Annotated in this window: 18 protein-coding genes and 1 pseudogene; 10 read left to right on the top strand and 9 right to left on the bottom strand. The window is 47.4% G+C overall.

What is annotated here, in order from left to right; all coding sequences use genetic code 11:
• The first annotated feature begins 223 nt into the window (after positions 1-223).
• Positions 224-3,472 carry a UvrD-helicase domain-containing protein gene (locus HMPREF9446_RS02030; RefSeq protein WP_039968267.1) on the top strand — a complete coding sequence of 1,083 codons (3,249 nt, stop codon included), beginning with the start codon at positions 224-226 and terminating at the stop codon, positions 3,470-3,472.
• 140 nt (positions 3,473-3,612) lie between these two features.
• Entirely contained in the window at positions 3,613-6,525 is a 2,913-nt protein-coding gene (locus HMPREF9446_RS02025) for a PD-(D/E)XK nuclease family protein (RefSeq protein ID WP_009123716.1), read from the top strand.
• A 49-nt stretch (positions 6,526-6,574) separates the two neighbouring features.
• Here HMPREF9446_RS02025 and HMPREF9446_RS02020 read toward each other — a convergent pair whose 3' ends face one another.
• From HMPREF9446_RS02020 to HMPREF9446_RS02000, 5 genes are all read right to left on the bottom strand, one after another.
• Positions 6,575-7,702 carry a hybrid sensor histidine kinase/response regulator gene (locus HMPREF9446_RS02020; RefSeq protein ID WP_009123715.1) on the bottom strand — a complete coding sequence of 376 codons (1,128 nt, stop codon included), beginning with the start codon at positions 7,700-7,702 and terminating at the stop codon, positions 6,575-6,577.
• A 34-nt stretch (positions 7,703-7,736) separates the two neighbouring features.
• Positions 7,737-8,675 (bottom strand): UDP-glucuronic acid decarboxylase family protein, encoded by a 939-nt coding sequence (locus HMPREF9446_RS02015; protein WP_009123714.1) that lies wholly within the window; start codon positions 8,673-8,675, stop codon positions 7,737-7,739.
• Positions 8,676-8,904: 229 nt separating this feature from the next.
• Positions 8,905-9,441, bottom strand: a complete 537-nt coding sequence (locus tag HMPREF9446_RS02010; RefSeq protein WP_009123713.1) for an IbrB-like domain-containing protein — start codon at positions 9,439-9,441, stop codon at positions 8,905-8,907.
• Positions 9,438-10,727 carry a DUF3440 domain-containing protein gene (locus tag HMPREF9446_RS02005; RefSeq protein WP_009123712.1) on the bottom strand — a complete coding sequence of 430 codons (1,290 nt, stop codon included), beginning with the start codon at positions 10,725-10,727 and terminating at the stop codon, positions 9,438-9,440. The genes HMPREF9446_RS02010 and HMPREF9446_RS02005 overlap by 4 nt, the downstream gene beginning before the upstream one ends.
• Positions 10,724-11,125: a hypothetical protein gene (locus tag HMPREF9446_RS02000; protein ID WP_009123711.1), complete on the bottom strand. Its 402-nt coding sequence runs from the start codon at positions 11,123-11,125 to the stop codon at positions 10,724-10,726. The genes HMPREF9446_RS02005 and HMPREF9446_RS02000 overlap by 4 nt, the downstream gene beginning before the upstream one ends.
• Before the next feature lie 85 nt (positions 11,126-11,210).
• Here HMPREF9446_RS02000 and HMPREF9446_RS19425 point away from each other — a divergent pair.
• A pseudogene (locus HMPREF9446_RS19425) lies at positions 11,211-11,321 on the top strand (chromate transporter); the annotation flags it as partial.
• Between the two features lie 26 nt (positions 11,322-11,347).
• On the opposite strand, the gene HMPREF9446_RS01995 reads toward HMPREF9446_RS19425, so the two are convergent.
• Both HMPREF9446_RS01995 and HMPREF9446_RS01990 read right to left on the bottom strand, forming a co-directional pair.
• Positions 11,348-12,553 (bottom strand): sugar MFS transporter, encoded by a 1,206-nt coding sequence (locus tag HMPREF9446_RS01995; protein ID WP_009123710.1) that lies wholly within the window; start codon positions 12,551-12,553, stop codon positions 11,348-11,350.
• Positions 12,554-12,764: 211 nt separating this feature from the next.
• Complete coding sequence (locus tag HMPREF9446_RS01990; RefSeq protein WP_009123709.1) at positions 12,765-13,667, bottom strand: helix-turn-helix domain-containing protein; 903 nt, start codon at positions 13,665-13,667, stop codon at positions 12,765-12,767.
• A 206-nt stretch (positions 13,668-13,873) separates the two neighbouring features.
• Between HMPREF9446_RS01990 and HMPREF9446_RS01985 the strand changes: the two genes are divergently transcribed.
• Genes HMPREF9446_RS01985 through HMPREF9446_RS01965 form a run of 5 tightly spaced genes read left to right on the top strand, consistent with a single transcriptional unit; the run spans position 13,874 to position 21,336 of the window.
• Positions 13,874-15,013, top strand: coding sequence for an efflux RND transporter periplasmic adaptor subunit (locus HMPREF9446_RS01985; RefSeq protein WP_039968264.1), 1,140 nt, complete (start codon positions 13,874-13,876; stop codon positions 15,011-15,013).
• A 3-nt stretch (positions 15,014-15,016) separates the two neighbouring features.
• A complete protein-coding gene (locus HMPREF9446_RS01980; protein WP_009123707.1) occupies positions 15,017-18,157 on the top strand; it encodes an efflux RND transporter permease subunit in 3,141 nt (1,046 codons plus the stop codon).
• Positions 18,154-19,527, top strand: coding sequence for an efflux transporter outer membrane subunit (locus HMPREF9446_RS01975; RefSeq protein WP_009123706.1), 1,374 nt, complete (start codon positions 18,154-18,156; stop codon positions 19,525-19,527). The genes HMPREF9446_RS01980 and HMPREF9446_RS01975 overlap by 4 nt, the downstream gene beginning before the upstream one ends.
• A gap of 11 nt (positions 19,528-19,538) precedes the next feature.
• Entirely contained in the window at positions 19,539-20,732 is a 1,194-nt protein-coding gene (locus HMPREF9446_RS01970; protein WP_039968262.1) for a multidrug effflux MFS transporter, read from the top strand.
• 28 nt (positions 20,733-20,760) lie between these two features.
• The gene (locus tag HMPREF9446_RS01965; protein WP_009123704.1) at positions 20,761-21,336 is read left to right on the top strand and encodes a DUF4251 domain-containing protein; all 576 of its coding nucleotides are present in this window, start codon (positions 20,761-20,763) and stop codon (positions 21,334-21,336) included.
• Positions 21,337-21,910: 574 nt separating this feature from the next.
• Here HMPREF9446_RS01965 and HMPREF9446_RS18045 read toward each other — a convergent pair.
• Positions 21,911-22,123, bottom strand: coding sequence for a hypothetical protein (locus HMPREF9446_RS18045; RefSeq protein WP_007837487.1), 213 nt, complete (start codon positions 22,121-22,123; stop codon positions 21,911-21,913).
• Between the two features lie 65 nt (positions 22,124-22,188).
• On the opposite strand from HMPREF9446_RS18045, the gene HMPREF9446_RS01960 reads away from it, so the two are divergent.
• Together HMPREF9446_RS01960 and HMPREF9446_RS01955 are read left to right on the top strand one after the other, a co-directional pair.
• Entirely contained in the window at positions 22,189-22,773 is a 585-nt protein-coding gene (locus HMPREF9446_RS01960; protein ID WP_005816332.1) for a hypothetical protein, read from the top strand.
• Between the two features lie 15 nt (positions 22,774-22,788).
• On the top strand, positions 22,789-22,971 hold the full coding sequence (locus tag HMPREF9446_RS01955; protein WP_004319908.1) for a hypothetical protein: 183 nt from the start codon (positions 22,789-22,791) through the stop codon (positions 22,969-22,971).
• Between the two features lie 733 nt (positions 22,972-23,704).
• Here HMPREF9446_RS01955 and ltrA read toward each other — a convergent pair.
• A complete protein-coding gene (gene ltrA, locus HMPREF9446_RS01945; protein WP_007897400.1) occupies positions 23,705-25,207 on the bottom strand; it encodes a group II intron reverse transcriptase/maturase in 1,503 nt (500 codons plus the stop codon).
• Positions 25,208-25,274: the final 67 nt, after the last annotated feature.

Below are 25,274 nucleotides of genomic sequence, written 5' to 3'. Positions count from 1 at the left end.
AACAGACTACAAAGCACTTTATCCGAAGCCCAATAGGAAGAAACACCTAAGGCGGTGCTTCAGCGTCGTTGCGCACGAATACAAGCATTTTACTGCAACAACAAGCGATGAACAATATTTCTTAAATGAAAAAGCAGTACCCGGCACAAAAAATAAACAAGTTCACTTTATTCTACTCCCCATTTACACTATCTTTGTCTGTCGAAATGAATGCCTCTCTTTTATGGAACTATTAGTATATAAAGCCTCCGCCGGATCAGGCAAGACCTTTACGTTGGCAGTGGAATACATCAAACACCTGATTCTGAATCCACGGGCATACCGGCAGATACTTGCCGTAACCTTCACCAACAAGGCTACCGCAGAGATGAAGGAACGTATTCTTCAGCAGCTATACGGCATATGGAAAAGCGATCCGGCTTCCGAAGCTTACCTGTCACGTATCCAGGAAGAGCTTAAAAGGATTGACGGTGGAACATTGGATACAGCGGAAATCCGCCAACGTGCCGGAATGGCCTTGCAATATATGCTGCACGACTACAGCCGTTTCCGTGTAGAGACCATCGACTCCTTTTTCCAGTCCGTCATGAGAAACCTTGCACGGGAACTGGAATTAAGCCCCAACCTCAATATAGAACTGAACAATACCGAAGTGCTGAGCGATGCGGTAGATAGCCTCATCGAAAAACTGACTTCCACTTCTCCCGTCCTGGCCTGGCTGCTGGACTATATCAACGAACGCATCGCCGACGACAAGCGCTGGAACGTCTCCAATGAAGTGAAAAACTTCGGAAGAAACATCTTTGATGAAAGTTATATAGAACGTGGTGAAGGATTGCGGCAATGTCTCCGTACCCCGGATACACTGAAACTTTACCGGGACGTATTGCGTGAAATGGAAACCGATGCTTTGGAGCAAATGAAAGGATTCTATGACCAATTTGAAGGCGAACTGGAAGGCCATGCCCTCGTAGCCGAAGACTTGAAGGGTGGCGCACGCGGTATAGGCAGTTATTTCCGTAAACTGAGGGATGGAAAACTGACAGACAAAGACGTGATGAACGCCACTTTGCAGAATAGCCTGGCTGATGCCAAGAACTGGGCTACCAAAACTTCCTCACGCAAGAACGACATCATTCACCTGGCCGAACAAAGCCTGCTCCCCCTTCTGCAAGATGCGGAAAGGTTGCGCCCGCAGAAAAGCCGGATTATAAACAGTTGCCGGCTTTCCCTGCAGCATCTCAACAAGTTGCAGCTTCTGAACCATATAGATGAAGAAGTGCGCACGCTGAACAGGGAGCACAACCGTTTCCTTCTCTCGGACACCAATGCCTTGCTGCACCAGTTGGTGCGCGAGGGTGATTCTTCTTTCGTATTCGAAAAAATCGGGGCCAATATACGCAATGTGATGATTGACGAATTCCAGGATACCAGCCGCATGCAATGGGATAACTTCCGTCTGCTGTTGCTTGAAGGCCTTTCGCAGGGAGCCGACAGTCTGATCGTGGGAGATGTGAAGCAGTCCATTTACCGATGGCGGAACGGTGACTGGGGAATACTGAACGGACTCGGGGAAAAAGACGAAGGTTCAGAAGTCAGGGATAAAGGTTTGGGCAGCTTCCCAATCCGTATAGAGACTCTGAAAACAAACAGACGAAGCGAAACAAATATCATCCGCTTCAACAACGGACTATTCACCGCCGCCGTAGATTACCTTAATACGCTGCACCTTGAAGAGCTGAAAGAAGATTGTTATCCGTTGAAACGTGCCTACGCCGACGTGGTACAAGAATCGCCCAAAAGTGACGAGCGCGGTTATGTCAAGGCCTCTTTCCTTGAACCGGACGAAGAGCATAACTACACGGAACAGACACTTCTCTCCATGGGAAAAGAAGTACAGAACTTATTGGCAACAGGCGTCCGGTTGAACGATATCACCATACTTGTCCGCAAGAACAAGAATATCCCCCCTATTGCCGATTACTTCGACAAGGAGCTCCGGCTGCCTGTTGTCTCCGACGAAGCGTTCCGGCTGGATGCCTCGCTTGCCATCTGCATGCTGATAGATGCCTTGCGCTATTTGTCCAATCCGGAAGACAAAATTTCAAGAGCTTCACTGATTGCCAACTATAGGCTGACGGAAGGACAGAAGGGCAAAGAAGAAAAGAAAAACTGGGACAGTCTCTTCATCGGTTCTCCCGAGGAAATGCTTCCCGAGACTTTCACCTCACGCATGGACACCTTACGTTTAATGCCCCTATACGAACTATTGGAAGAACTTTTCAGCATATTCGGGATGAACCGTATAGAAAAGCAGGATGCTTATCTCTTTTCTTTCTTTGACGCCGTGACAGAATATCTGCAAAGCAATTCTTCCGACCCGGACAGTTTTATACGTTATTGGGAGGAAACCCTCTGCAGCAAGACCATACCCAGCGGAGAGACGGATGGCATACGCATTCTATCCATCCACAAGTCCAAAGGACTGGAATTCCACACCGTACTCATCCCCTTCTGCGACTGGAAACTAGAAAACGAGACCAACAACCAGCTTGTATGGTGTACCGCCCCGGAGGCTCCTTATAACGCATTGAAGCTGATTCCTGTAAGCTACTCTGCCACGATGGCGGAATCCGTATATCGCCAAGACTACCTGCACGAGCGACTGCAACTTTGGGTGGATAACCTGAACCTGCTTTACGTAGCTTTCACACGCGCCGGAAAGAACCTGATTCTTTGGAGCAAGAAGGGACAGAAAGGCACGATATCCGAACTGCTTGCCAACACTCTGCCACAAATAGCCGGCAAAGGTACAGGCAGTTGGGACGAAGAAGCGGCTGTCTATGAGAGCGGTAGTTTGTGCCCTTCATCACCTGCTGTCCAAGATGACAGGCAAGAAACAAACAAGTTAGCCCAAAAACCTGTAAAACTTCCCGTTCACATGGAAAGTATGTTCCATGATATTGAATTCCGCCAGTCCAACCGCTCGGCCGATTTCATAGCGGGGATAGATGAAGCAGAATCCAGCCAGCGGTTTATCAATCGCGGGCGTCTGCTGCATACTTTATTTTCTGCCATCGCAACGGAAAATGATATTGAAAATGCCATAAGCCAACTGGTGTTCGAAGGTATTATCGGACATACGGAAACGGAAGAAGAAATACGTGAACTTACCGAACGGGCTTTCTCCCTGCCTCAAGTCAAAGACTGGTATTCGGGAACCTGGCAACTTTTCAATGAATGCGATATCATCTGGCAAGAGAACGGAGAACTGCATACCCGGCGTCCCGACCGTGTCATGATGAGAAACGGAGAAATTGCCGTCGTGGATTTCAAGTTCGGTAAGTCGAACAAGAAATACAACAAGCAGGTACAAGGATATATGCAGTTACTTGCACGGATGGGATATCCCAAAGAGAATATCAAGGGATATCTGTGGTATGTGGAAGAAGAATATATAGAAGCTGTATAAAAACATGGATATTGGCTACTAAAAAAAAGCAAATAAAAAAGTATAATCATAACATATATTGTTACGGCCCATTACATATATTCTTATCCTTCTTCACATATAATGTAATCTGGTCCTACAAGAAATGATATAAACAGAATATGGAAACTTTCCTCCAATTGGTCGCCCACGACCTTTACTCTAAAACAGGAAACGATTTGTCCCGTACGGCCATCGTGTTTCCTAATAAACGTGCCAGCCTGTTCTTCAACGAATATCTGGCCGCCGAATCAGACCGTCCGTTGTGGTCACCTGCATATGTCAGCATCAGCGAACTGTTTCGCCAGCTCTCTCCTTTAAAACCCGGAGATCCCATACGGCTGGTATGCGAGTTATATAAAGTTTTCCGCGAGGAAACCCATAGTGAAGAAACACTTGATGACTTCTACTTCTGGGGAGAACTGCTCATCAGTGATTTCGACGATGTGGACAAGAATCTTGTCGATGCCGACAAACTCTTCACCAACTTGCAGGACTTGAAGAATATCATGGACGATTATGATTTTCTCGACAAAGAGCAGGAAGAAGCCATCCGGCAATTTTTCCAGAACTTCTCCATCGAGAAACGTACGGAACTGAAAAACAAATTCATTTCCCTATGGGATAAATTAGGAGATATCTACCGCCATTACCGCAAGAATCTCACCGGACTCGGCATAGCCTACGAGGGCATGATGTACCGCAATGTCATGGAGCAACTGGCTACCGACAAACTGCATTATGAACGCTATATCTTTGTAGGCTTCAACGTTCTGAACAAGGTAGAGACAGAATTCTTCCTCCGTCTGCAGAATGCAGGCAAAGCCCTGTTCTACTGGGATTATGATGTATTCTATACCCGCCTGCCCCGCGAACAGAAACCGCCCTATACCCATGAAGCCGGTGAATTTATTCTCCGGAACCTGGAACTCTTTCCCAACCAACTGCCGGAAACTGCCTTCGACGTACTCCGCAAACCGAAACAGGTACGTTTTATTTCCGCACCAACCGAAAATGCACAGGCACGTTACCTTCCGGAATGGATAAAGGAAATGAAAGAAAAAAATAAAAACTCAACCGGCAAAGACGGGAAGTGGAAAGAGAAAGAAAATGCCGTTGTCCTCTGCAACGAAGCCTTGCTGTTGCCCGTACTTCATTCCATTCCTTCGGAGGTGAAGAATGTCAACATTACCATGGGATTTCCACTGGCACAGACCCCTGTATATAGCTTTATCAATTCCCTGGTGGAACTGCAAACAACCGGCTACCGCAACGATACAGGCCGTTATACCTATGAGGCCGTACTTGCTATTTTAAAACATCCCTACACCTGTCAGCTCTCTTCCTCTGCCGAAGGACTGGAAAAGCAACTGACCAAGGACAACCGGTTCTATCCGCTTCCCTCCGAACTGAGACAAGACGCTTTCCTGGAACAAGTATTTACCCCGCAAAACGGGACCCATGCCCTTTGCCGGTATCTTACGGACCTGCTTCGCGAAGTTGCCGTCATCTACCGCCAGGAAAAAGATGCTGAAGACATTTTCAACCAACTGTACCGTGAATCCTTGTTCAAGAGTTACACACTCATCAACCGTCTTGTCAACCTCATCGAAACCGGAGAATTAAGCAGTCTGAGAACAGATACATTGAAGCGGTTACTGAATCGCCTGCTGACTTCCGCCAACATACCCTTTCACGGTGAACCTGCCATCGGTATGCAGGTAATGGGAGTATTGGAAACACGTAACCTCGACTTCCGGAATCTTATTATGCTCTCCCTCAATGAAGGGCAGCTTCCCAAAGCCGGGGGTGAATCTTCATTCATCCCCTACAACCTGCGGAAAGCTTTCGGCATGACTACTATCGAACATAAGAATGCAGTCTATGCCTACTACTTCTACCGCCTCATACAACGGGCAGAGAACATCACCCTGCTATATAACACCGCCTCCGACGGACTGAACCGTGGCGAAATGTCCCGGTTCATGCTACAGTTCCTCGTAGAATCACCGCATGACATCTCATACGAGTACCTTGAAGCCGGACAGTCGCCGCAACAGACCCGGGATATCATCATCGACAAGACTCCGGAAATACTAGAAAGGATGCACCGGATATACAATATACACCGGCATCCCAGGGCTTTGTTCTCACCTTCCGCCCTCAACGCATACCTGGACTGCCGGCTGAAATTCTATTACCGCTATGTGGCCGGGCTGAAAGCTCCCGAAGAAGTCAGTGCAGAGATAGATTCCGCCTTATTCGGAACCATCTTCCACTACTCTGCCGAACTGGTATATAAAGACCTTACCGCCCACAATAAAGAAATACGCAAAGAAGACCTGGAAGCTTTATTGAAGAATGATGTGAAACTACAGGCTTATGTAGATAATGCATTCAAAGAGAAGTTCTTCCATGTTTCTCAGACTGAACAACCGGAATACAACGGTACGCAGCTCATCCACGCCAAAGTCATCGCCTCTTATCTGCGCCAACTCCTAAAGAATGACCTGCAATATGCGCCTTTCTGCATGGAAGCAATGGAAAAAGAAGTGGATGAGGTTATGGAGGTTGAAACTTCCGCGGGTAAGCTTTCCCTGAAAATAGGCGGAACTATTGACCGCATGGACAGCAAGGGAGATACCCTCCGTATCGTGGATTATAAGACCGGCGGTACTCCCAAGATTCCCGAAAATATAGAGCAATTGTTTACCCCTGCCAACAATCGTCCCAACTATATTTTCCAGACATTTCTGTATGCATCTATCCTATGCCGCAGGCAACCGCTAAAGGTAGCCCCCTCCCTACTCTACATTCACCGGGCAGCCTCCGAAAGTTATTCTCCGATCATTGAAATGGGAGCTTCCCGACAACCCAAGGTTCCTGTCAATAACTTTGCTTTCCATGAAGAGGAGTTTCGCGAAAGATTACAAAAACTGTTACAGGAGATTTTCAGTCCGGACACACCGTTTGACCAGACCGAAGACACGAAACTTTGTGAATATTGTGATTTCCGCAGTTTATGTAAAAGATAGGGAACCTCCCCCGTACCCCTCCGTGAAGAAAGGGGGCGGGGAGAGTTTTTTATTTCTTCAACGGAATGGAGAAACTGAACGTAGAGCCCTCTCCTTCCTTTGAGATGAACCACAGTTCTCCGCCATTCTTCAAAACAAAATCCTGACACAAAAGCAATCCCAGTCCGGAGCCTTCCTCGTTATTTGTACCGAACGTGCTGAAGTGTGTATCAGTATGCAACAGCTTCTTCTGTCCCTCTTCACTGATACCGCAACCATGATCCTGTACACTGACAATAGCTTTACCGTCCGCTTCTTCCATCTTCAACACGACTTCGGAACCTTCCCGGCTGAACTTGAGAGCATTGCTCAACAGATTCCGTATCACCGTCTTCATCATGTCAATATCTCCGGTGACGAACATCTTCTCCGGCTTCTCTGCACGGACGGTTATCTTCTTCAGGCCAGCCACCATATTGAATATCTCGATTACGCCATCTACCACCTCTACAAGGTTGACATCCTGAGGCACAACATTCATCTTGCCTATCTGGCTCTTCGTCCACTTCAACAGATTGTCCAACAGGGAGAAAACATCTTCCGTTGTCTGGTTAGCCATAGTAAGCAACTCATACATTTCGTCACCGATCTTTTCAGCGGGCAGATTCAGTATCAACATGTTCAGCACCATCTTAATGGAACCCATCGGAGAACGAAGGTCATGCGCAATGACGGAATACAACTTGTCACGTCCGGCAATGGTACGTCTCAGTTCCTCCGTCTTGCTCAGAATAAGGCGCTTGGCAGCTACCAAAGAAATCTGGTGGGTAACACGGATAATCAATTCCTCTTTATTGAAGGGCTTGGATATAAAGTCATTGGCGCCTACCTGGAAACCTTTTACAATGTCTGCCGTACTGTTCAAGGCGGTCAGAAAGATGATGGGAATCTCCGCAGTAGCGGGATTTGCCTTCAACTGTTGGGCCACTTCAAAACCACTCAGATCCGGCATCATTACATCAAGTAAGATCAAGTCAGGGTTTTCCTTGTCCACTTGTTCCAATGCCTGCCGTCCGTTACTAGCCGTAGCGATAGTAAATTTCTCATTTGTCAAGAGTACCTTCAACAATAATACGTTTGACATCACATCATCAACGATGAGAATTTTGTACTCGGAGGGGTTTATTTCCATATTCATCTTTCTATCTTATTTTTCCCGTTATCAAATTTATTTAATTAGGAACGTATTCCTTGAAATACTCTATAATATGGTGCAAGCCGTCCTCCAGTTCAATAGTAGGTTTCCACCCCAACTTGGCCTTCGCCAAAGTAATGTCCGGCTGGCGCTGCTTCGGGTCATCATGGGGCAAAGGCTTAAACACCAGTTTCGAATTGGAATTCGTAAGTTTAATGACTTTCTCCGCCAGCTCCAGAATAGAGAATTCATTGGGATTCCCCAAATTGACCGGACCGGTAAAGTCATCTTCCGTATCCATCATCCGAACCATTCCCTCAATCAAATCGTCTACATACTGAAAACTACGCGTCTGTTGTCCCGAACCGTATATCGTGATATCATTGCCCTGCAATGCCTGGACAACAAAATTGGACACCACTCTTCCGTCACCCGGTAACATCCGGGGGCCGTATGTATTGAATATGCGTATAATCTTGATCCGCAATCCGGCCTGGCGGTGATAGTCCATGAATAAAGTCTCCGAACAACGCTTTCCTTCATCATAGCAAGAACGGATACCAATAGGATTTACATTTCCCCAATAACCTTCCACTTGCGGATGAATCATAGGATCACCATAAATTTCACTTGTCGATGCCTGCAGTATCTTGGCATTGGTTTTCTTTGCCAGTTCCAGCAAATTAATAGCACCCAACACCGAAGTCTTTATCGTCTTTATTGCATCATACTGGTAATGGACAGGAGAAGCAGGACAGGCTAAATTGTATATTTCATCCACATCAGCTTCGTATGGGTATTCTACATCATGATGTACAAACTTAAAAAGAGGATTACCTTTTAAATGGGCAATATTCTCTTCAGAACCGGTAAACAAATTATCCAGACAAATAACCTTATGCCCCTCTTTTATCAACCGCATACAAAGATGAGAACCTATAAAGCCAGCACCTCCGCTTACCAAAATTTTCTTCATGTAATTTTTTTTATAACGTCTTAAGACGTGTACCACTTGTTTGCTATGTTTTTATGCTGACAAAAATAGGCGATTTGACTAAATTATGCAAGTTTGCAAAGAAATATTTCACTTGTTAATGAATGAAAAAGAAAAGGGACTGTCCAAAAATAGCAAATAATTATCACTATACCCTGAATGACAGGATAATGTGATAAAAAAAACGCTTTAAGACAGCCCTAAAAAAGTCTTATTTATTTTCGGGAATATACTCTTCTTTTATTTCAGGAATACTGAAGGCCTTATTCGCAAACAAGTCTGCCAGACCGGATATTTGCTTCAGGCGGAGTACCTCGTCCTTGTCCATACCAATATTCTTCATAATCCATTCATCGGACATACCGGCACGGTCCAGTTCAGCGACGATGTTGCACATCAACTCAATATTGTGCGTACCGCGGGCACGGTTGTGCCGGATGGTAGACGCCATGCGGTTAGACAACTCTTTGTCAATCACCACAACAGGCAGCAACCCGTTTTCACGCTGGTAAATTCTTTTGGAAGTTTTCAATACCTGATAACGGTGAAAGCCGTCCACCAGGATATATTGGTCTGCCTCGTTGTCGTAGTAACATACACATGGCATGGTGAAACCATCTTCCCAGATGGAAAGTTCCAACAACTTCATTTCAGGCGGAGCCACTACGTTCGGATTGTAATCATTGGCCTGTATTTTCTCTACAGGAATCGCTTTCACACTATATACCGGACTTTTATCTACACTCATAGCATCATATTTTTGAATTGTTCCATTATTTTATCTCGTTTATATGCTTCTTCCTTATTCAAGGCAAAGCCCATATACTTGCAAGCATGGTCATTCTTGAGAATACAGATGCACATCCGTTTGTAAGTAGGGATTTCCCGGAACTCAGCAATGTCAATATCGTCCAGATAGTCCATGCGAACCGGCTTTTTATGGGTTTTGTAATTGGTTGAGTTCATCACTTCGATGGAGACACCCGCATCAATCAGTTTCCGTATGGTTTCGTCACTGAGGCATCCCCCTTTCTTACGCCAGAACTCAATGCTGACAGTCAGTTTGTTCAAGTAGTTTCTCCGAGCTTCATCGGGCAAGGTGGAAAGCAGGAATTGCATGAATTCTTTCCAGGTATAACCGTCTGGCAGACGTACACTTTGCCATCCCATGGCACGCGTACCTCCATAGATACCGGTAAAATTCACTCCATTGACACGCCCCACCATCTTTCCCCAGGTATTCGGGTCGATGGCACGATACAGGCGGAGACTCTCCTGGGCTTCGCAAAGGAAAGGACTCGCCACCCGCTGACGCTCAATATTGACCCCTGCCTTATAATACAAATCATATAAATGATTGTAGTCAAAACCGAATTTTCCGTTGGCAGTCCAGATGTCAGTCGTTTTCCAATCAAAGATGGGATAAGCGTTAAAAATATCGTTACCTATCTTTGACGTCCACCGATAGTTGTGATACATCTGATATTTACGGTTCAAATGAATACTCCGCCAACGGTTGAAGCTCTCCTGTGTACGGATACCTATCAAGAAACAGGAACGGACACCGTCCTTCTTCAGATGCAACCACTTGGCAAAATGCATCTGGAACTCATAGTCCCACATCTCAGGAGTATAGAATGAAAAAGCTTCTTTGGTCAGGCAATTCTTAGGCATCTGTCTCACCCAGATATCTTTCAAGTCATCCTGCCACGGACGCCAGTAACTCTGGTACATCGACGTGCAGGTGGTCACGCGAAAAGGCACGCAGACACGATATACTTCCAAAATGTCTTTGTTAGCCTCCAGAATACGGTCTACATAATCGATGGTTACGCTATACTGTATCTCATAATCCATGTGAAATACGCATAGTTTCTTGTTCAGACGGTTACGCCGGATATAATCAATACACAAGTTCAAAAGCACACCACTGTCCTTACCTCCCGAAAATGAGACACATATCGTATCAAACTCCTTGAAGATGATATCCAGACGTTCTTGCGCCAGTTCATATACATTTTTAGGTGCACTCATAGTTCTCTCTCCCTCTTCATTTTCACATAGCGAGTCCAGACCTTTTCCTCCGTAAAACCCATCTCCTTAAACACATCGCAATCTTCAAGAAAACAGACGGCAGTGAGATCTTTCTCTTCATCCACCCCAGCAATGACCTTCTCCAACAGCCGCTTCAGCACTTCGTTACTCTTGCCTTTTATGTAATAGTTATTAATTACACATTCATATTTCTTGCATTCCACCGGAATGAAGCCGACAACCCGCCTGGATTCCGAAGCTATAAACCAATTATAATCCTCCGAAGTCCGGAAAGGATAGTTATAATTTTGTTTTAACACTTCCGGATTCATCACCAATGGGGCTACAAGCTGGTACAGCCGCTTATCTGTGCCTTGTAATTGCAAAATTTGTATCATCACTGTATCCGTTTTAAGAATTAGGTGTTAAATATAAAGGTTTATTAGGTCGCTGTATTCACCTTTTAAATAGATTTAAGAATAAAGCAACTTTATATCAAAATGCAAGGACAACAAATACATAAAGGCAGCAATGTCCGGTTTACTGCCCATCTCCGTTTTGCTGATAGCAGCTGCTGCCCTGCCAATATTGTCAGCCGGTGCATCCGGTTATCTTTTATACTAACACGCCTCACGCACCATCTTGCGCGCATATCCCCATACCACGCAATAGGCTGCCAACGGCACAATGAATGCCATCACCATGGTGAAATGGTCGGCCACCACCCCCATCAACAAAGGGCCTACCACTCCCCCTACCGGAGACATCATCAAGAAAGAAGAAGCACGCTTTGTATGGCGGCCCAGACCTCTCAGCGAGAGGGCAAATATCGTAGGGAACATGATGGCTTCAAAAGCATAACCGCATAACAGGGCTACCAATGACACCATACCTACATCAAGCAGCACCAGCGAAGTAGTAACCACCGTTCCCGTGGCGCATACCAGCAACATTCTCTCCGCACGGACGCGTCCCATAATCCAGCTACCGGTAAAGCGTCCCATCATGAACAATCCCAATCCGCCAAAAGAGAGTACCCATGAGGCATCACGGGCATTCATCCATCCCTGTTCCACGACATAATTGATAAAGAAACTATTGATGGAAATCTCCCCCACCTCATAGGAAAACAAAGCTATCAGCCCGAATACAAACAGCTTATGCGACCACAGTCCTATCCGGTTACCTTTATCATCCACCTCTTCCCGATGCTCTATTTCCGGCAGCCTGATTCTTGAGAAGACCAAGGCAACCAATAACACCACTACTCCCATACAGACATACGGCAACGCCACATTTCCCGTCCCACTCTGTCCGTCTTCCGAGAATAGAAGCAATCCGGTAAGCACCGGTGCGCAGATACATCCCAATCCGTTGAAAGACTGGGCAAAATTCAGACGGCTGGCCGCCGTATCCTTCGCACCTAGTTCCGTGGCGTATGGATTTGCCGCTGTCTCGAGGAACGTCAGCCCGCAACCAATGACAAACAAGGCAAACAAGAATAGATTGAACGACAGATAGTACTGCCCGGGGATAAACAACATAGAACCCAGCCCATAAAGCAACAATCCGAAAACCACCCCTCTACGGTATCCGAAATGGCTGATAAACAGTCCCGCAGGAATAGCCATAACAAAATAGCCCATATACATCGTTACCTGGATAAATGCGGAATGAGCCTTTGAAATGCTAAGCAGCTCCTGGAAATGTTTGTTCAGCACATCCAGAATAGCGTGGGCAAATCCCCAAAGAAAAAAGAGAGAAGTAATCAATATAAACGGGATGGTGTATTGCTTCCCGACCAATGGTATTCGTTTCTGATTCATAATATAGAATAAAACCTCTTCTGATTTATTAATGTATAGTTCGCCATGCTACATACGGCAAGACATCTCTTCTCATGACAAAACTTTAGTTATTGAGGCTGCAAAGATAAATAAAAGTCCCGTTCATTATCCAGAATTTTCATTTTCACTGTTAAACCGGGGAAACTTAACCATCTCCCACCTGCCTTATACACTGAATCTCTTGTCATAATCACCTCTCGCTCTTATGCAATACATTATCTGTACGATTTCGTCTCCTGTATGCCATGGGGGAAACTTTCTTGTGTTTCTTGAAAAATTTGCAGAATGCCGCCTGGTCCGAAAAATGAAGTTGTTCCGCAATTTGTGCCACCGAAATGCTGTCGTCCTCAAGCATGGCCATAGCCTGGTGTATCAGTTCATTGCAGATGACCGTATGCGGCGTCTTACCTGTCATCTCCTTGACAATACGTGTAAGATGCTTGTTAGAGATGCATAAGGCTTCCGCATAAAAATCGATATTGTGTTCTTCCATAAAATGTCTTGAAACAAGCTTCATGAAATTCAACGTGACAAAATCCCTTTTGCTTATACAAGAAGCTGCATCATCCATGTTCTCTGCGTGGGTGAACATGATGTTTCCCAATTCAAGACTGAAACTTCTGAAATAAGTCTCACAGAGTTCCTGCCGGTAATAATGTTGCGGATTTTCAAGTGTTTCTTTCAGCAGAAGCAGTTGTTTCTCAAGGATACCGTTTTCTTTCTGTGAGAGGTTCCAGACGGGAAGGCACAACCGTTCCAGCAAATGGTTCAGCGGACCGGGACGAAGATTCTTCAAGGATTCGCTGGCAAACTCGAAAGTAACGAACAGACACCAGGCCCGCAGATCCGGACTGGCTCCATTTATCCGGACCGTAACAGTATCCATGACATCGAGAAAGGAAGGTCCTCTCATTTCATATGCTTTTCCATTCAGTTCCAGCTCCAGAATACCATCACATACGAGCATATGCAAACGGCTTCTCTCAATAGTCTTACCTTCCAGTTTATGAAAATTTCCGGGAGATACCAGCAAGAGCAATCCCTCCCTACAAAAAGCGGGAGGAAACAACAAAGATAATTCCTTCTGTGTCATTTTAATTCCGTTGGGTTTACGTGTCACTGCAAAAATATAAAAAGATGTCCCGGTTGAACAATTTCATGCGTCAAATAGACATACTATTTGCTAATGTTTTTTAATGGAGGGCAATTCGGACAAATCCTTGCGCCGTTTGTACAAGAATGGAGTGGGATCCCCGGTTTATTTTCGCAGCATAAATAACAAATTTAACTAAAAAAGAAATGAAGGTAAGAAGTATTTTTGTATCAGTATTATGTTGCATGTGCCTGCTGACCGGTTGCCGGCAAAATGCAAGGCAACAGGAAGATGGTGGGAATTATCCCCTTATGACACTGAAGCCGGAAGACCGGCAGCTTTCCGTCAAATATTCAGCAGTGATAGAGGGAAAGCAGGATGTGGAGGTGCGTCCTCAGGTTTCGGGAACAATCACGCAGGTTTGTGTGGAGGAAGGGGCGCGTGTCCGTAAAGGACAAGTGCTGTTCATTATTGACCAGGTACCGTACAAGGCAGCCTTGCAAAAGGCAGAGGCTGCTGTGGCAGCGGCGGAAGCGGGCGAAGCGACTGCCAGACAGACATTGGAGGGCAAGCAGTCTTTGTTCGATGATAAAGTAATCTCGGATTTTGAACTGCGCACGGCACAGAATGACTACAAGAGCGCCAAGGCCGCCCTGTTGCAGGCGCAGGCTGAAATGACAGAGGCTCGGAACAACCTTTCCTATACAGAAGTGAAAAGTCCCGTGGACGGGTATGCAGGCATGACGTCCTATCGTATCGGAGCATTGGTCAGTGCGTCCATGACGGATGCCCTTATCCGTGTTTCGGACAATTCGGAGATGTACGCTTATTTCTCTCTGACGGAGAAGCAGGTACTTTCCCTGACAGCCCGGTACGGCTCTTTGGATAATGCCTTGCGGTCTTTTCCGGAAGTGTCGCTGGAATTGAATGACGGCTCGGTTTACGGACAAAAAGGAAAAATAGACGTTATCAGCGGTATCATTGATAAAACGACCGGGACGGTAAGCATGCGCGCCGTGTTCGGGAATAAGGATAAACGTCTGATGAGCGGCGGACAGGCGAATATCGTCATACCATACAACCGGACGCAATGTATCGTCATTCCTCAGGGGGCAACCTATGAGATCCAGAACCGTATTTTTGCCTATAAAGTGATGGACGGCAAGGCTGTTTCCACTCCGATAAAGGTATTTGAAATCAATGACGGGACGGAATACATTGTAGAAGAAGGATTGCAGGAAGGGGATGTAATCGTTTCCGAAGGCGCGGGTTTGCTGAAGGACGGTACGGTTGTATCCGCTGCAAGAAAAGAAGAAGCCGCAGTAAAAGAAGAAAAGGAGGGATAGCTTATGAAACTGCAAAGATTTATAGACCGGCCGATTCTTTCGATAGTCATTTCGGTCGTTATTTTAGTAGCCGGATTAATCGGTCTGTATGCATTGTCCGTGGAGCAATATCCGGACATTGCTCCTCCTACCATCCGTGTTTCTACTACCTATAGCGGAGCCAATGCGGAAGCCGTACAGAAAAGTGTTATCGTGCCGCTGGAAGAAGCCATCAACGGGGTGGAGAACATGACTTACATGACATCCACCGCCAGCAATACCGGCAGTGCGGAAATCACGGTTTATTTCAAGCAGGGCAGTGATCCGGACATGGCGGCCGTCAATGTGCAGAACAAGGTGTCCACTGCGACCTCGCTGTTACCGGCGGAGGTGACTAAAGTAGGTGTCACCACCATGAAGCGGCAAAGCAGTATGCTGAAAATCTTCGGACTTTACAGTCCGAAAGGGACATACGATGAAACATTCCTGACCAATTACCTGACTATCAATGTGAAACCGCAGATACAGCGTATCTCGGGTGTAGGTGAAGTCAATGTGATGGGAGGAGATTATGCGATGCGTATCTGGTTAAAACCGGAAGTAATGGCACAATATGAACTGGAACCAAGCGATGTGGAGACGGCGCTTTCCAGCCAGAACATCGAGGCATCCACCGGCTCCATCGGCGAAGACTCCAAGAACGTATACCAATATACATTAAAATACCGCGGAAGGCTGGAAACCGAACAGGAGTTTGAGGAAATCGTCATCAAGGCTTATGATGACGGACGTGTACTGAAACTGAAAGACATCGCCACCGTAGAGTTGGGAGCGCAGAGCTACTCCTATACCGGTACGGTAAACGGTGCCCCGGGAAGCACCTGTATGATCAACCAGACGGCCGGAACGAATGCCAATGAAATCATCACTAATATAGACAAGTACCTGGACGAGTTGGAGGAAACCCTTCCGGAAGACATGGAAATCGTGGAGCTGATGAGCACGAAGAACTTCCTTGACGCTTCCATCAACGAGGTCATCAAGACACTGCTGGAAGCTATTATACTGGTAGTACTGGTGGTATATGTATTTCTCCAGAATCCCCGTTCCACACTGATTCCCACCATCAGCATCTTTGTGTCGCTGATCGGTACGTTCGCCGCCCTCTATGTCGCCGGGTTCAGCATCAACCTGCTGACGCTGTTCGCGCTGGTGCTCGCCATCGGTACAATCGTGGACGATGCCATCATTGTGGTTGAAGCGGTGCAGACCCGTTTCGATGAAGGTTACCGTTCGCCCTATAAGGCATCCGTTGACGCCATGAGCGGTATCTCGTCGGCCATTGTCACCTCCACCCTGGTTTTTATGGCGGTATTCGTTCCGGTATCTTTCATGGGGGGAACATCGGGCATTTTCTATACGCAGTTCGGTATCACGATGGCGGTTGCCGTAGGTATCTCGGCCGTGAATGCCCTGACGCTTTCACCTGCCTTGTGCGCCCTGATACTGCGTCCGAACGAGATCCTGGTGGAAGGGAAAAGACCGGAGTTCTCCACCCGTTTCCGCATGGCTTTCGACTCGGCCTTCAAACGCATTGTGCTGAAATACAAGTCGGGAACCAAGGTCTTTGTCAAGCATAAATGGCTGGCATGGTCCTTGTTGGGGCTGGCGGTCCTGTTGCTCGGCTATCTGATGAACACCACCAAGACCGGCCTTGTCCCGTCGGAGGATACCGGGTCCATCTTTGTCAGCCTGGACGCGCCCGCGGGAAGCACGCTGGCCGAGACCGCAAGTATCATGGACAAGGTGGAGAAAGAGCTGAAGGAGATTCCGCAGATCGACAATTTCAACAAGGTTGCCGGATTCGGCATGGGTTCGGGCAGCGGCTCCTCTCACGGCATGTTTATCATCAAGTTGAAACACTGGGATGAACGGCAGGATGAGGAGAGCAGCGTGGATGCCATTTCCGAGGAAATCTACCGCCGCACGGCGGGCATCAAGAATGCCAACATCTTCGTGTTCTCACCGCCCATGATTTCAGGTTATGGTACAGGAAACAGCTTTGAGCTTTATATTCAAGACCGTAGCGGAAAGGGAATTGACGCCTTGAGCAAAGTGACCGACGGGTTTCTTGCCGAGCTGAACAAACGGCCGGAGATACAGATGGCCTATACGTCGTTCAGTGCCAATTTCCCTCAATACCGTGTGGATGTGGACGAGGCGCAATGTCAGCGTGCAGGTACTACCACGGATGCAGTTCTCGAGGTGTTGTCCGGCTATTTCGGAAGCATTTATGCCTCCAATTTCAACCGTTTCACTAAACTGTACCGCGTCATTATCCAGGCTCCTTCGGACAGTCGCAAGAACATGCAGTCGTTGGACAATATCTTTGTGAAGACAAGCGGCGGGATGGCACCGGTCAGCCAATTCGTTAAACTGACCAAGACCTACGGTGCGGAGTCACTGACACGTTTCAACATGTTCTCCTCCATCAACGTGCAGGGAATGCCGGCAGAGGGATACAGTTCGGGAGACGTCATCAATGCCGTGAGCGAGGTGGCGGCACAGACCCTGCCTACCGGCTACGGATACGAGTATTCCGGCATGACAAGGGAGGAGGAACAGATGGCGGAATCGCATGACACCGTTATTATCTACGGTGTATGTATCCTGTTCATCTACCTGATACTCTGCGCCCTCTACGAGAGTGTGTTTATCCCGATGGCGGTGATTCTTTCTGTACCTTTCGGGCTGATGGGAAGTTTCCTCTTTGCCCGTATATGGGGAATCGAAAACAACATCTACTTGCAGACGGGGCTGATCATGCTGATCGGGCTGCTTTCCAAAACAGCAATTCTGATGACTGAATATGCAACCGAACGTCGCCAAGCGGGTATGTCATTGACACAAGCCGCCATGAGTGCTGCTACCGTCCGCTTCCGCCCGATCCTGATGACAGCACTTACCATGATTTTCGGTATGCTTCCGCTGATGTTCGCTTCCGGAGTAGGTGCCAACGGCAACCGTTCTTTGGGTGTAGGTACAGTAGGCGGCCTGCTTATCGGGACTGTGGCCTTGTTATTTGTAACACCTGCATTCTTCATCGTATTCCAATACATCGAAGAACGGGTGATGGGTAAACGAAAAAAAGAGAGACAATCATGAAGAAGATAATATATATGATACTGTGCATGGCAGCGATGAGCAGCTGCCATATCTACCGCAATTACCAACGGCCGGAGGGCTTGCCGACGGACAGTCTTTACCGGGATACGGCCAACGGACCGTCGGAAGAAGATTCCCTGACGCTGGGCGACCTTCCCTGGCAGGAGATGTTCCGGGACACCTTGTTGCAGGACCTGATCCGCTACGGGCTTGAAAACAACACCGACATGCAGACCGCCCTGCTGCGCGTCGACCAGGCCAAAGCGCAGCTAAAAGCCGCACGCTTGTCGTTCCTGCCTTCATTAGCCCTGTCTCCACAGGGTACACTGACCGGTACTGACGGAAGTAAGACGGTGAAGACTTATGAATTGCCCATTCAGGCAAGCTGGGAGATAGATCTTTTCGGGAACCTACGCAACGCCAAGAAAGGCTCACAGGCCACGTTGTTGCAACAGGAAGCCTACCGGCAGGCAATCCGTTCGGACTTGATAGCGAGCATCGCCAACGGTTATTATTCACTCCTGATGCTGGACGGGCAGCTGGAAATCAGCCGTGCCACGTTGGAGGTATGGAAAGAGCAGATACGGGTCATGGAGTCGAAATTCAAAGTGGGTGAGGAAACAGAGAATGCCGTAAGCCAGGCCCGTGCCAGCCTGCACGAACTGGAGGCCACGCACAACGACCTGCTGCGGCAGCAACGCGAGGTGGAAAATGCGCTTTGCACGCTGTTGGGAACAACCGCTCGAAGCATTGAGCGGGGCAGTCTGGAGCAACAGACATTCCCGGAACGGATCAACGCCGGACTTCCCGTGCGGTTGCTGTCCAAACGCCCGGATGTGGTGCAGGCGGAAATGGTGCTGGCAAACGCCTATTATACGGTCAACCAGGCACGCTCGGCTTTCTATCCCAATCTCACACTGTCCGGAAACGCCGGCTGGGCCAACTCTCTGGGACAAGTGGTGAGCAATCCCGGCGGCTGGATACTTTCGGCTGTCGCATCCCTGACACAACCCATCTTCAACCGGGGAAAGCTCATATCCAACCTGCGTGTGTCCAAGGATGAGGAACAGATAGCCCTGCTCGCCTACAAACAGGCGCTGCTGGATGCCGGACAGGAGGTGAACGACGCGCTGTATGCCACGGAGTCGGTACAAAGAAGCCTTGACAGCCACCGGAGACAGTGTAAGGAGCTGGAACGTGCCGTACAGACTTCCGAGGCGTTGTACCGAACCGGCAATGCCACCTATCTGGAGTTGCTTACTGCACGCCAGTCGTTGCTGAACGCTCGGTTAAATGCGGTTTCCGACAGGTTCACATATTGCCAGTCTATTATTAATTTGTATAATGCGTTAGGAGGAGGATGTGAATGAAAACACTGATAATGAGAACACTGACAATAAAAACGGGATCCTATAGGATATTCCTGTTGATTTTCCTAGGATTGCTGACAGCCTTTGGTCCGTTTGTCACCGATATGTACCTGCCTGCCTTGCCGGCCATGATAGATATGTTTGGTACCAACACATCAATGGTACAACTAAGCCTGACCTCTTGCATGGTTGGACTGGCCGCAGGACAGTTACTCTTTGGCCCCATGAGTGACCGGTATGGCAGAAAACCGGTATTATCATGGACGCTATTCCTCTTTATCCTGTCCACGTTGCTTTGTCTGTTTTCGGCTGACATATATCTGTTTGTCATATTCCGTTTGTTTCAAGGAATTGCAGCGGCCGGAAGCATTGTCATTGCCCGTTCCATATCAACGGATATGTTTACCGGACGTGAACTGGCCAGAGTCCTGGCGATTGTAGGTTCCATCAACGGTATAGCCCCGGTACTGGCTCCGGTATTGGGAGGAGCAATGACCGAGGTTGGAGGCTGGGAGGGCATCTTTGCCATCCTGCTGTTTATCGGCATATTACTATTATTCGCCAGCCTGTATTACCAAGAATCCATACCCGTGGAGAGACGTGCCTCATCCGGTCTTTTACGTTTACCTTCATATTTCATGCCTTTATTGAGAAACCGTCCCTACATGGGGTATATGCTGCAGCTTGGGTTCGCCCAGGCTGCACTTTTCGCCAACATCTCTTCCGCACCGTTCATTATGCAGCAATACTACGGCTTTACCCCATTGGAATTCAGCATGTGTTTCGGCATGAATGCGCTCGCCGTGGTCATATCGGCTGCTCTTGCCGCCAAGTTCAGGCGTATAGAGAGGGGAACGTTATTGGGCAGTGCCGGTTTGCTTGTCTTTTCGGCTTGTGAAGCGGTGGCATTGTTTGCCGGTTGCAGTTTCCCCATTTATGAGGGGTTCATGCTCGGCATCCTTTTCTCGCTGGGGCTTTGCTTCACCTCCTCCACCACCCTTGCCATGGACAAAGGCAGGGAGCATTCGGGAAGCGCTTCCGCCCTGTTGGGAGCCGTCTCGTTCGCATTCGGAGGGCTTGTCTCGCCACTGGTTGGAATCGGGAATCCGCTACAGACCACAGGAATCGTGTTTGTGGCGTGCGCAGTGTGCTCTCTCGCCTGTGTGTATATGACCGAAGGGAGAAGGATCAGACATATACATTGACTTTTTAATCATTTATATCCTTTTGAATATGAACAGACTATTTGTTATGATGGCAGTACTGTTGGCCGGAATGTCAGCATATGCCCAAAGTGAGAAACGTATCTATACGAAAGCGGAGCGGAAAAGTGCCGAAGAGCGCAAGTTTCAGAAAAGAATGGAAACCGTCATGGATTCCATAAACTATGCGGATGCTGTCAAAGCACTGGAAGAACTGGATTTTGTTTTGGAAGCGGACCGTCTTGTCTTCAAACGGGGAGAGACGGCCTTTGTAACTTCCAATACGAATTTTATCTCCCTGTCGGATGACAATGCTGTCGTGCAGATAGCCCCTTTCAATGGCGGAGGCCCCAACGGCGTAGGAGGCATAACGGTGGAAGGACGTGCGTCGAACATCAAGATGAAGACGGACAAAAAAGGGAACATCACTTTCTCCATGAGTGTCATGGGGGCAGGAATTTCGGCAACGGTTGACCTTTCATTACCCAAAGGGACAAACAGAGCATCCGTTACCGTCAACCCGAATCTCAACTCCAACCGGATCACACTGGGCGGTTACTTGCTTCCCAAAGAGCGTTCATCGGTCTTTAAAGGGACCTCGTTCTAATTGAAATGCAACTATGGATGTAGAATAACGTAATGTACACTAAGACCTTTTTATATAACTTCCTCAAATATAAAGTATATTGATAATCAGTTAGTTACTGTTATCAAGATACAAATGATATGCAAATGTAAGTATAAAACCATATAGAAAAAGTACAAATGGACATTACTTTGTATGATAACATCCTTTTCTACAGATTAAGGGTTAACACAATGTTATACTACTGATATTCAGCATATTGAAGCTGTTCTTCCTTGCATTCAACAAAGAGTGTTAAATTATATTAAATCCTACAGGGCAATTATGATTCGTGCAAAGATAATATTTTGCAGTCAAAGGAAGAAAGACTTCTTGAACCACTTCTATGGTTCTATACTTCTGTTTCTGACGTAAGCTGACCCGTACGGTTTTCGGGTTTTAGACGGACATATATACAGTTTACTTTAGGTTAGCATATATATAAGAGCTAACCAAGGTAAACTAAAGTGTTTTTGTCCTGTAGATACTGCACTTTGTGGACTCTTTTCTCCTTTGACTGCAAAAACCTCTTATAGCCTTATCTCCACCTATAACGTCACTTCACACTGCTGTACCATGCAGTCTGCCATGTACCACCCCATCGGGCTTTGATAAGAATTGTGTTGCAAAGGTACCTGTCATGGCGTTCATCCTGCAAGGTCGGTGCCTGTGGTTTGTCCGTGAAATCTCCACGCTCTGATTGTGGCAGAGGTAGTATTTGACGGCAAAACCTTGCATTGATGAGCCATAACACCTTTTGGGGCAACATAATTCTTTAATCAATCCCGATGGTAGTTGGTTCTACATAAGGGAAGAAAATAAAAATTTTATCTTATGGCTAACATTTGCGACACTCAGTACAAGGTGACAGGCTCACGCAAAGCCGTGGCAGACCTTTGGAACACACTCCAAGAGTTGGAGGTGAACAGTAATAATGTGTATCTGTATCTCTTGGCAGAACACTATGGCATTGACTACGAGAAGAAAGGCATCTCGGTGAGAGGACACATCTATTGGGCAGAGTATGAGGAGAACGTGGAAGACGATTATGCCCTCTTGTCCTTTGACACCGAAAGTGCTTGGTCTTCATGCGACTTGTTCTTTGAGGAGGTGAACAAGGCACTTGGCGATGAACTTTCAATCAGTTGGCGAGAGGTTGAGCCAGGTTGCGACATCTTCTATACGCACGATGAGAACGACTTCTTCCCCGAAGAGTGCTACGTCACTGCATACGGAGAACTCTTTGAGGATTGTGAGGGTGCTTACTCCACCTTTGGTGATGCTATCAAGTTGTGGTGTGAGAAGACTGGTGTCTCACAGGACGGAAGAAGCGAACAGAAGATGATTGACTTCATCAATGAATACGAGTATGAGGCAGAGGACACGAATTTCTGCATCAATCCAATCACATTCGGCTAACAAGGAGGAACGGATATGGCAACGATAGACATGGAGCAGTTGGACGGCGTTGTAGGGTGTTTCTGCACCTTGCTTTATCCCCGAAGAGGTCAGACAGAGGGAACGATTGTCGAGGACTTGGGTTGTGAGGTCATTGTCCAGCTCATCAACGGCAAGGAAGTGACGGAGTACAAGGATGATGTTGTCATCTGTGAATAATCAGGAGAGAGTCTGTTGGCTATGTGGCTTGCAGACTCTTTCTTCCTTTGACTGCAAAAACTCTTTTAGGACAATCCTCCAATGAGGTTATGGCTGTTGTAACTGAAATACCTTGGGAGCAAGTTGTGCGGTTTGCTCACTTGCTCCAGTCCTGTTATAGAAGCGATGCTTCGACACCTGTATAGCGATACGTCGCCAAAGTCCCTTCGCCGTTTTAAGCGTCTCTGTACCTTGTTATAGGAATGGTCATTTCGCCTTTTGGTTTTACTCGTCTGTCTTTTGCGACTCTTCCTTGTCGGACACAGAACTTGGTCTTAGCATGATGACAGTGCTATCGCCAATCCTCTGATGTCTGTCCTCTTTTGGCTTGATGCCTCTATTGCTAAGCTGACCCTTAGGCTTGTCGTTCATCGTGCATCAGTGTTCATGCTCCTCACTCTTCTGATGATACAGCTGTAAGGTCGGATTTCCCGCTTCGTTTCTCCAGGCATACAGCCATAGCAGTGCCCCTGTCTGTTGCATACGGATTGCCTCCTTGCTTACAACCTTTGTTCCATTGTTTGGCCCCGTCTTTTTCTGAATTGAGCTATTTGAAAGCCACTTATTTTCTAAGTAGGTCTGCGGGGTTTCCCCCGCTTTCCCCTTCAAGAACCGTGCATGCGACTTTCACCGCACACGGCTCGTGTAATTCTTTTAATTATCTCTCGTTCTAAATAATCGGCTCTGTGTGCTGTCATGCACTGCATTTGAGCGGGCGTGTACGGCTTTTTGTTTCTTGCCGTTGCTTGAAGTATTCGTCGTATCGTGGGTCAAACGGATTGGCTTTCGACCTTATCTTCGTGTAGCGGAGTATCGGTGTGTGGGTCAGTTGGATAAGGCGATAGATTTTCTCCTTGCCTTTCTTATCCTTGCCCTTTGTTCCAAATATCCATCCACGTTTCCCGTCGTGTTGCCAATACTTCTTCTCTATCCACTTCAACGACTTGTCATGGTGTCTTCTTATCGACCATCTCCTCAGTTGGAGGAAGATTATGTGGTCGAGCTTGGAGAACACCTCCTTCGAGGACACATATCTGTAATAGTTCGCCCAACCGCTTATCTTGGGGTTGAGTTTGCCAATTACATCCGTCTGCTTGGCTGAGCGCATTTTGTATATTACTTCATGTGTCGACTCCGCAAACTTCTTCTGATTCTTCTTGCTCGGTTTAATCAGCAACATGCCGTTGCCATATTTCCGTATGTTGAAACCGAGGAAGTCAAAACCATCCTTGATATGTGTTATCAGCGTCTTTTCCTCTGAGAGTTCCAAACCTCTGTCCTTTAGGAATACGATTAGCTCTGACTTTATCTCTTCAAGTACCTCCTTCGTATCGCCAGTGACGATGAAGTCGTCTGCGTAGCGTACGAGGTTTACCTTGTTGGAGTAGGTCTTGCCGTTGTCCCTTCGGGTTGAGTGTTTGGCTACCAATGCTTCCATCCCATCAAGTGTGATGTTCGCCAATGTCGGGGAGATTATTCCGCCTTGGGGTGTCCCCTCGTCGGTCATGTGGAACACATTCTTTTCTATCACTCCCGCCTTAAGCCACTTGCGGAGCATTTCCTTGTCGATTATGACATTGTCAAGCAACCATTCGTGGCTGATATGGTCGAAGCATCCCTTTATGTCACCCTCAAGCACCCATTGAGCCGAGGTCTTCTTGTGAAGGCACTTGTATATCTGGTCTGTCGCATCCGCACATGAGCGGTATTTGCGAAAACCATAGGAGTTGCCGTCGGCAAGTGTCTCTGCTATGGGTTCAAGTGCCATTAGGAAGAGGGCTTGCATAGCCCTGTCCTTGATGGTAGGGATTCCGAGCGGGCGCATCTTGCCGTTTTTCTTCGGGATGAAGACACGGCGAAGAGGCTTTGGCTTGTAACCCCTCGTTGTCAAAGAGCTGATGGCTTTGTAGCGTCTTATGGGAGTGAGCCAGGTTTCCTTGTCAACCCCAGCAGTGCTACCGCCCGAGTTTGATGTCACGCGTCTCACTGCCAATGCCTTGGCGGAGAACGAGCTAATCAAGATGCGTTGGAGAGATTTCACCTTTCCAATGCGGTTTGCCTTTAGAGCCTCTACTATTCTGACTTGCAGCTTGCGTACCTCCTTCTCACACGACACCCAGTTGATGGTCTGCCATGCGGTCAGTGCGGCTGAGGATGCACACTTGGCTTGCGCCTCGTCCAATTGTCGTTTCTTCATTTACACAAGTTCTACATTTCATTTCGTAGCGAATTACCTGATGGAAGTCTGCCCGCTTTCGCGTGGG

The organism is Bacteroides fluxus YIT 12057 (assembly GCF_000195635.1).
Classification (GTDB): domain Bacteria; phylum Bacteroidota; class Bacteroidia; order Bacteroidales; family Bacteroidaceae; genus Bacteroides; species Bacteroides fluxus.
The sequence above is the reverse complement of the archived record's forward strand: the minus strand, read 5'-3'. Positions and strand labels throughout refer to the sequence as shown.

Excerpts from the sequence above, each read along its gene's own strand:
- HMPREF9446_RS02030 (WP_039968267.1), top strand. The coding sequence starts at position 224 with ATGGAACTATTAGTATATAAAGCCTCCGCCGGATCAGGCAAGACCTTT.
- HMPREF9446_RS02025 (WP_009123716.1), top strand. The coding sequence starts at position 3,613 with ATGGAAACTTTCCTCCAATTGGTCGCCCACGACCTTTACTCTAAAACA.
- HMPREF9446_RS02020 (WP_009123715.1), bottom strand. The coding sequence starts at position 7,702 with ATGAATATGGAAATAAACCCCTCCGAGTACAAAATTCTCATCGTTGAT.
- HMPREF9446_RS02015 (WP_009123714.1), bottom strand. The coding sequence starts at position 8,675 with ATGAAGAAAATTTTGGTAAGCGGAGGTGCTGGCTTTATAGGTTCTCAT.
- HMPREF9446_RS02010 (WP_009123713.1), bottom strand. The coding sequence starts at position 9,441 with ATGAGTGTAGATAAAAGTCCGGTATATAGTGTGAAAGCGATTCCTGTA.
- HMPREF9446_RS02005 (WP_009123712.1), bottom strand. The coding sequence starts at position 10,727 with ATGAGTGCACCTAAAAATGTATATGAACTGGCGCAAGAACGTCTGGAT.
- HMPREF9446_RS02000 (WP_009123711.1), bottom strand. The coding sequence starts at position 11,125 with ATGATACAAATTTTGCAATTACAAGGCACAGATAAGCGGCTGTACCAG.
- HMPREF9446_RS01995 (WP_009123710.1), bottom strand. The coding sequence starts at position 12,553 with ATGAATCAGAAACGAATACCATTGGTCGGGAAGCAATACACCATCCCG.
- HMPREF9446_RS01990 (WP_009123709.1), bottom strand. The coding sequence starts at position 13,667 with ATGACACAGAAGGAATTATCTTTGTTGTTTCCTCCCGCTTTTTGTAGG.
- HMPREF9446_RS01985 (WP_039968264.1), top strand. The coding sequence starts at position 13,874 with ATGAAGGTAAGAAGTATTTTTGTATCAGTATTATGTTGCATGTGCCTG.
- HMPREF9446_RS01980 (WP_009123707.1), top strand. The coding sequence starts at position 15,017 with ATGAAACTGCAAAGATTTATAGACCGGCCGATTCTTTCGATAGTCATT.
- HMPREF9446_RS01975 (WP_009123706.1), top strand. The coding sequence starts at position 18,154 with ATGAAGAAGATAATATATATGATACTGTGCATGGCAGCGATGAGCAGC.
- HMPREF9446_RS01970 (WP_039968262.1), top strand. The coding sequence starts at position 19,539 with ATGAGAACACTGACAATAAAAACGGGATCCTATAGGATATTCCTGTTG.
- HMPREF9446_RS01965 (WP_009123704.1), top strand. The coding sequence starts at position 20,761 with ATGAACAGACTATTTGTTATGATGGCAGTACTGTTGGCCGGAATGTCA.
- HMPREF9446_RS18045 (WP_007837487.1), bottom strand. The coding sequence starts at position 22,123 with ATGTTGCCCCAAAAGGTGTTATGGCTCATCAATGCAAGGTTTTGCCGT.
- HMPREF9446_RS01960 (WP_005816332.1), top strand. The coding sequence starts at position 22,189 with ATGGCTAACATTTGCGACACTCAGTACAAGGTGACAGGCTCACGCAAA.
- HMPREF9446_RS01955 (WP_004319908.1), top strand. The coding sequence starts at position 22,789 with ATGGCAACGATAGACATGGAGCAGTTGGACGGCGTTGTAGGGTGTTTC.
- ltrA (WP_007897400.1), bottom strand. The coding sequence starts at position 25,207 with ATGAAGAAACGACAATTGGACGAGGCGCAAGCCAAGTGTGCATCCTCA.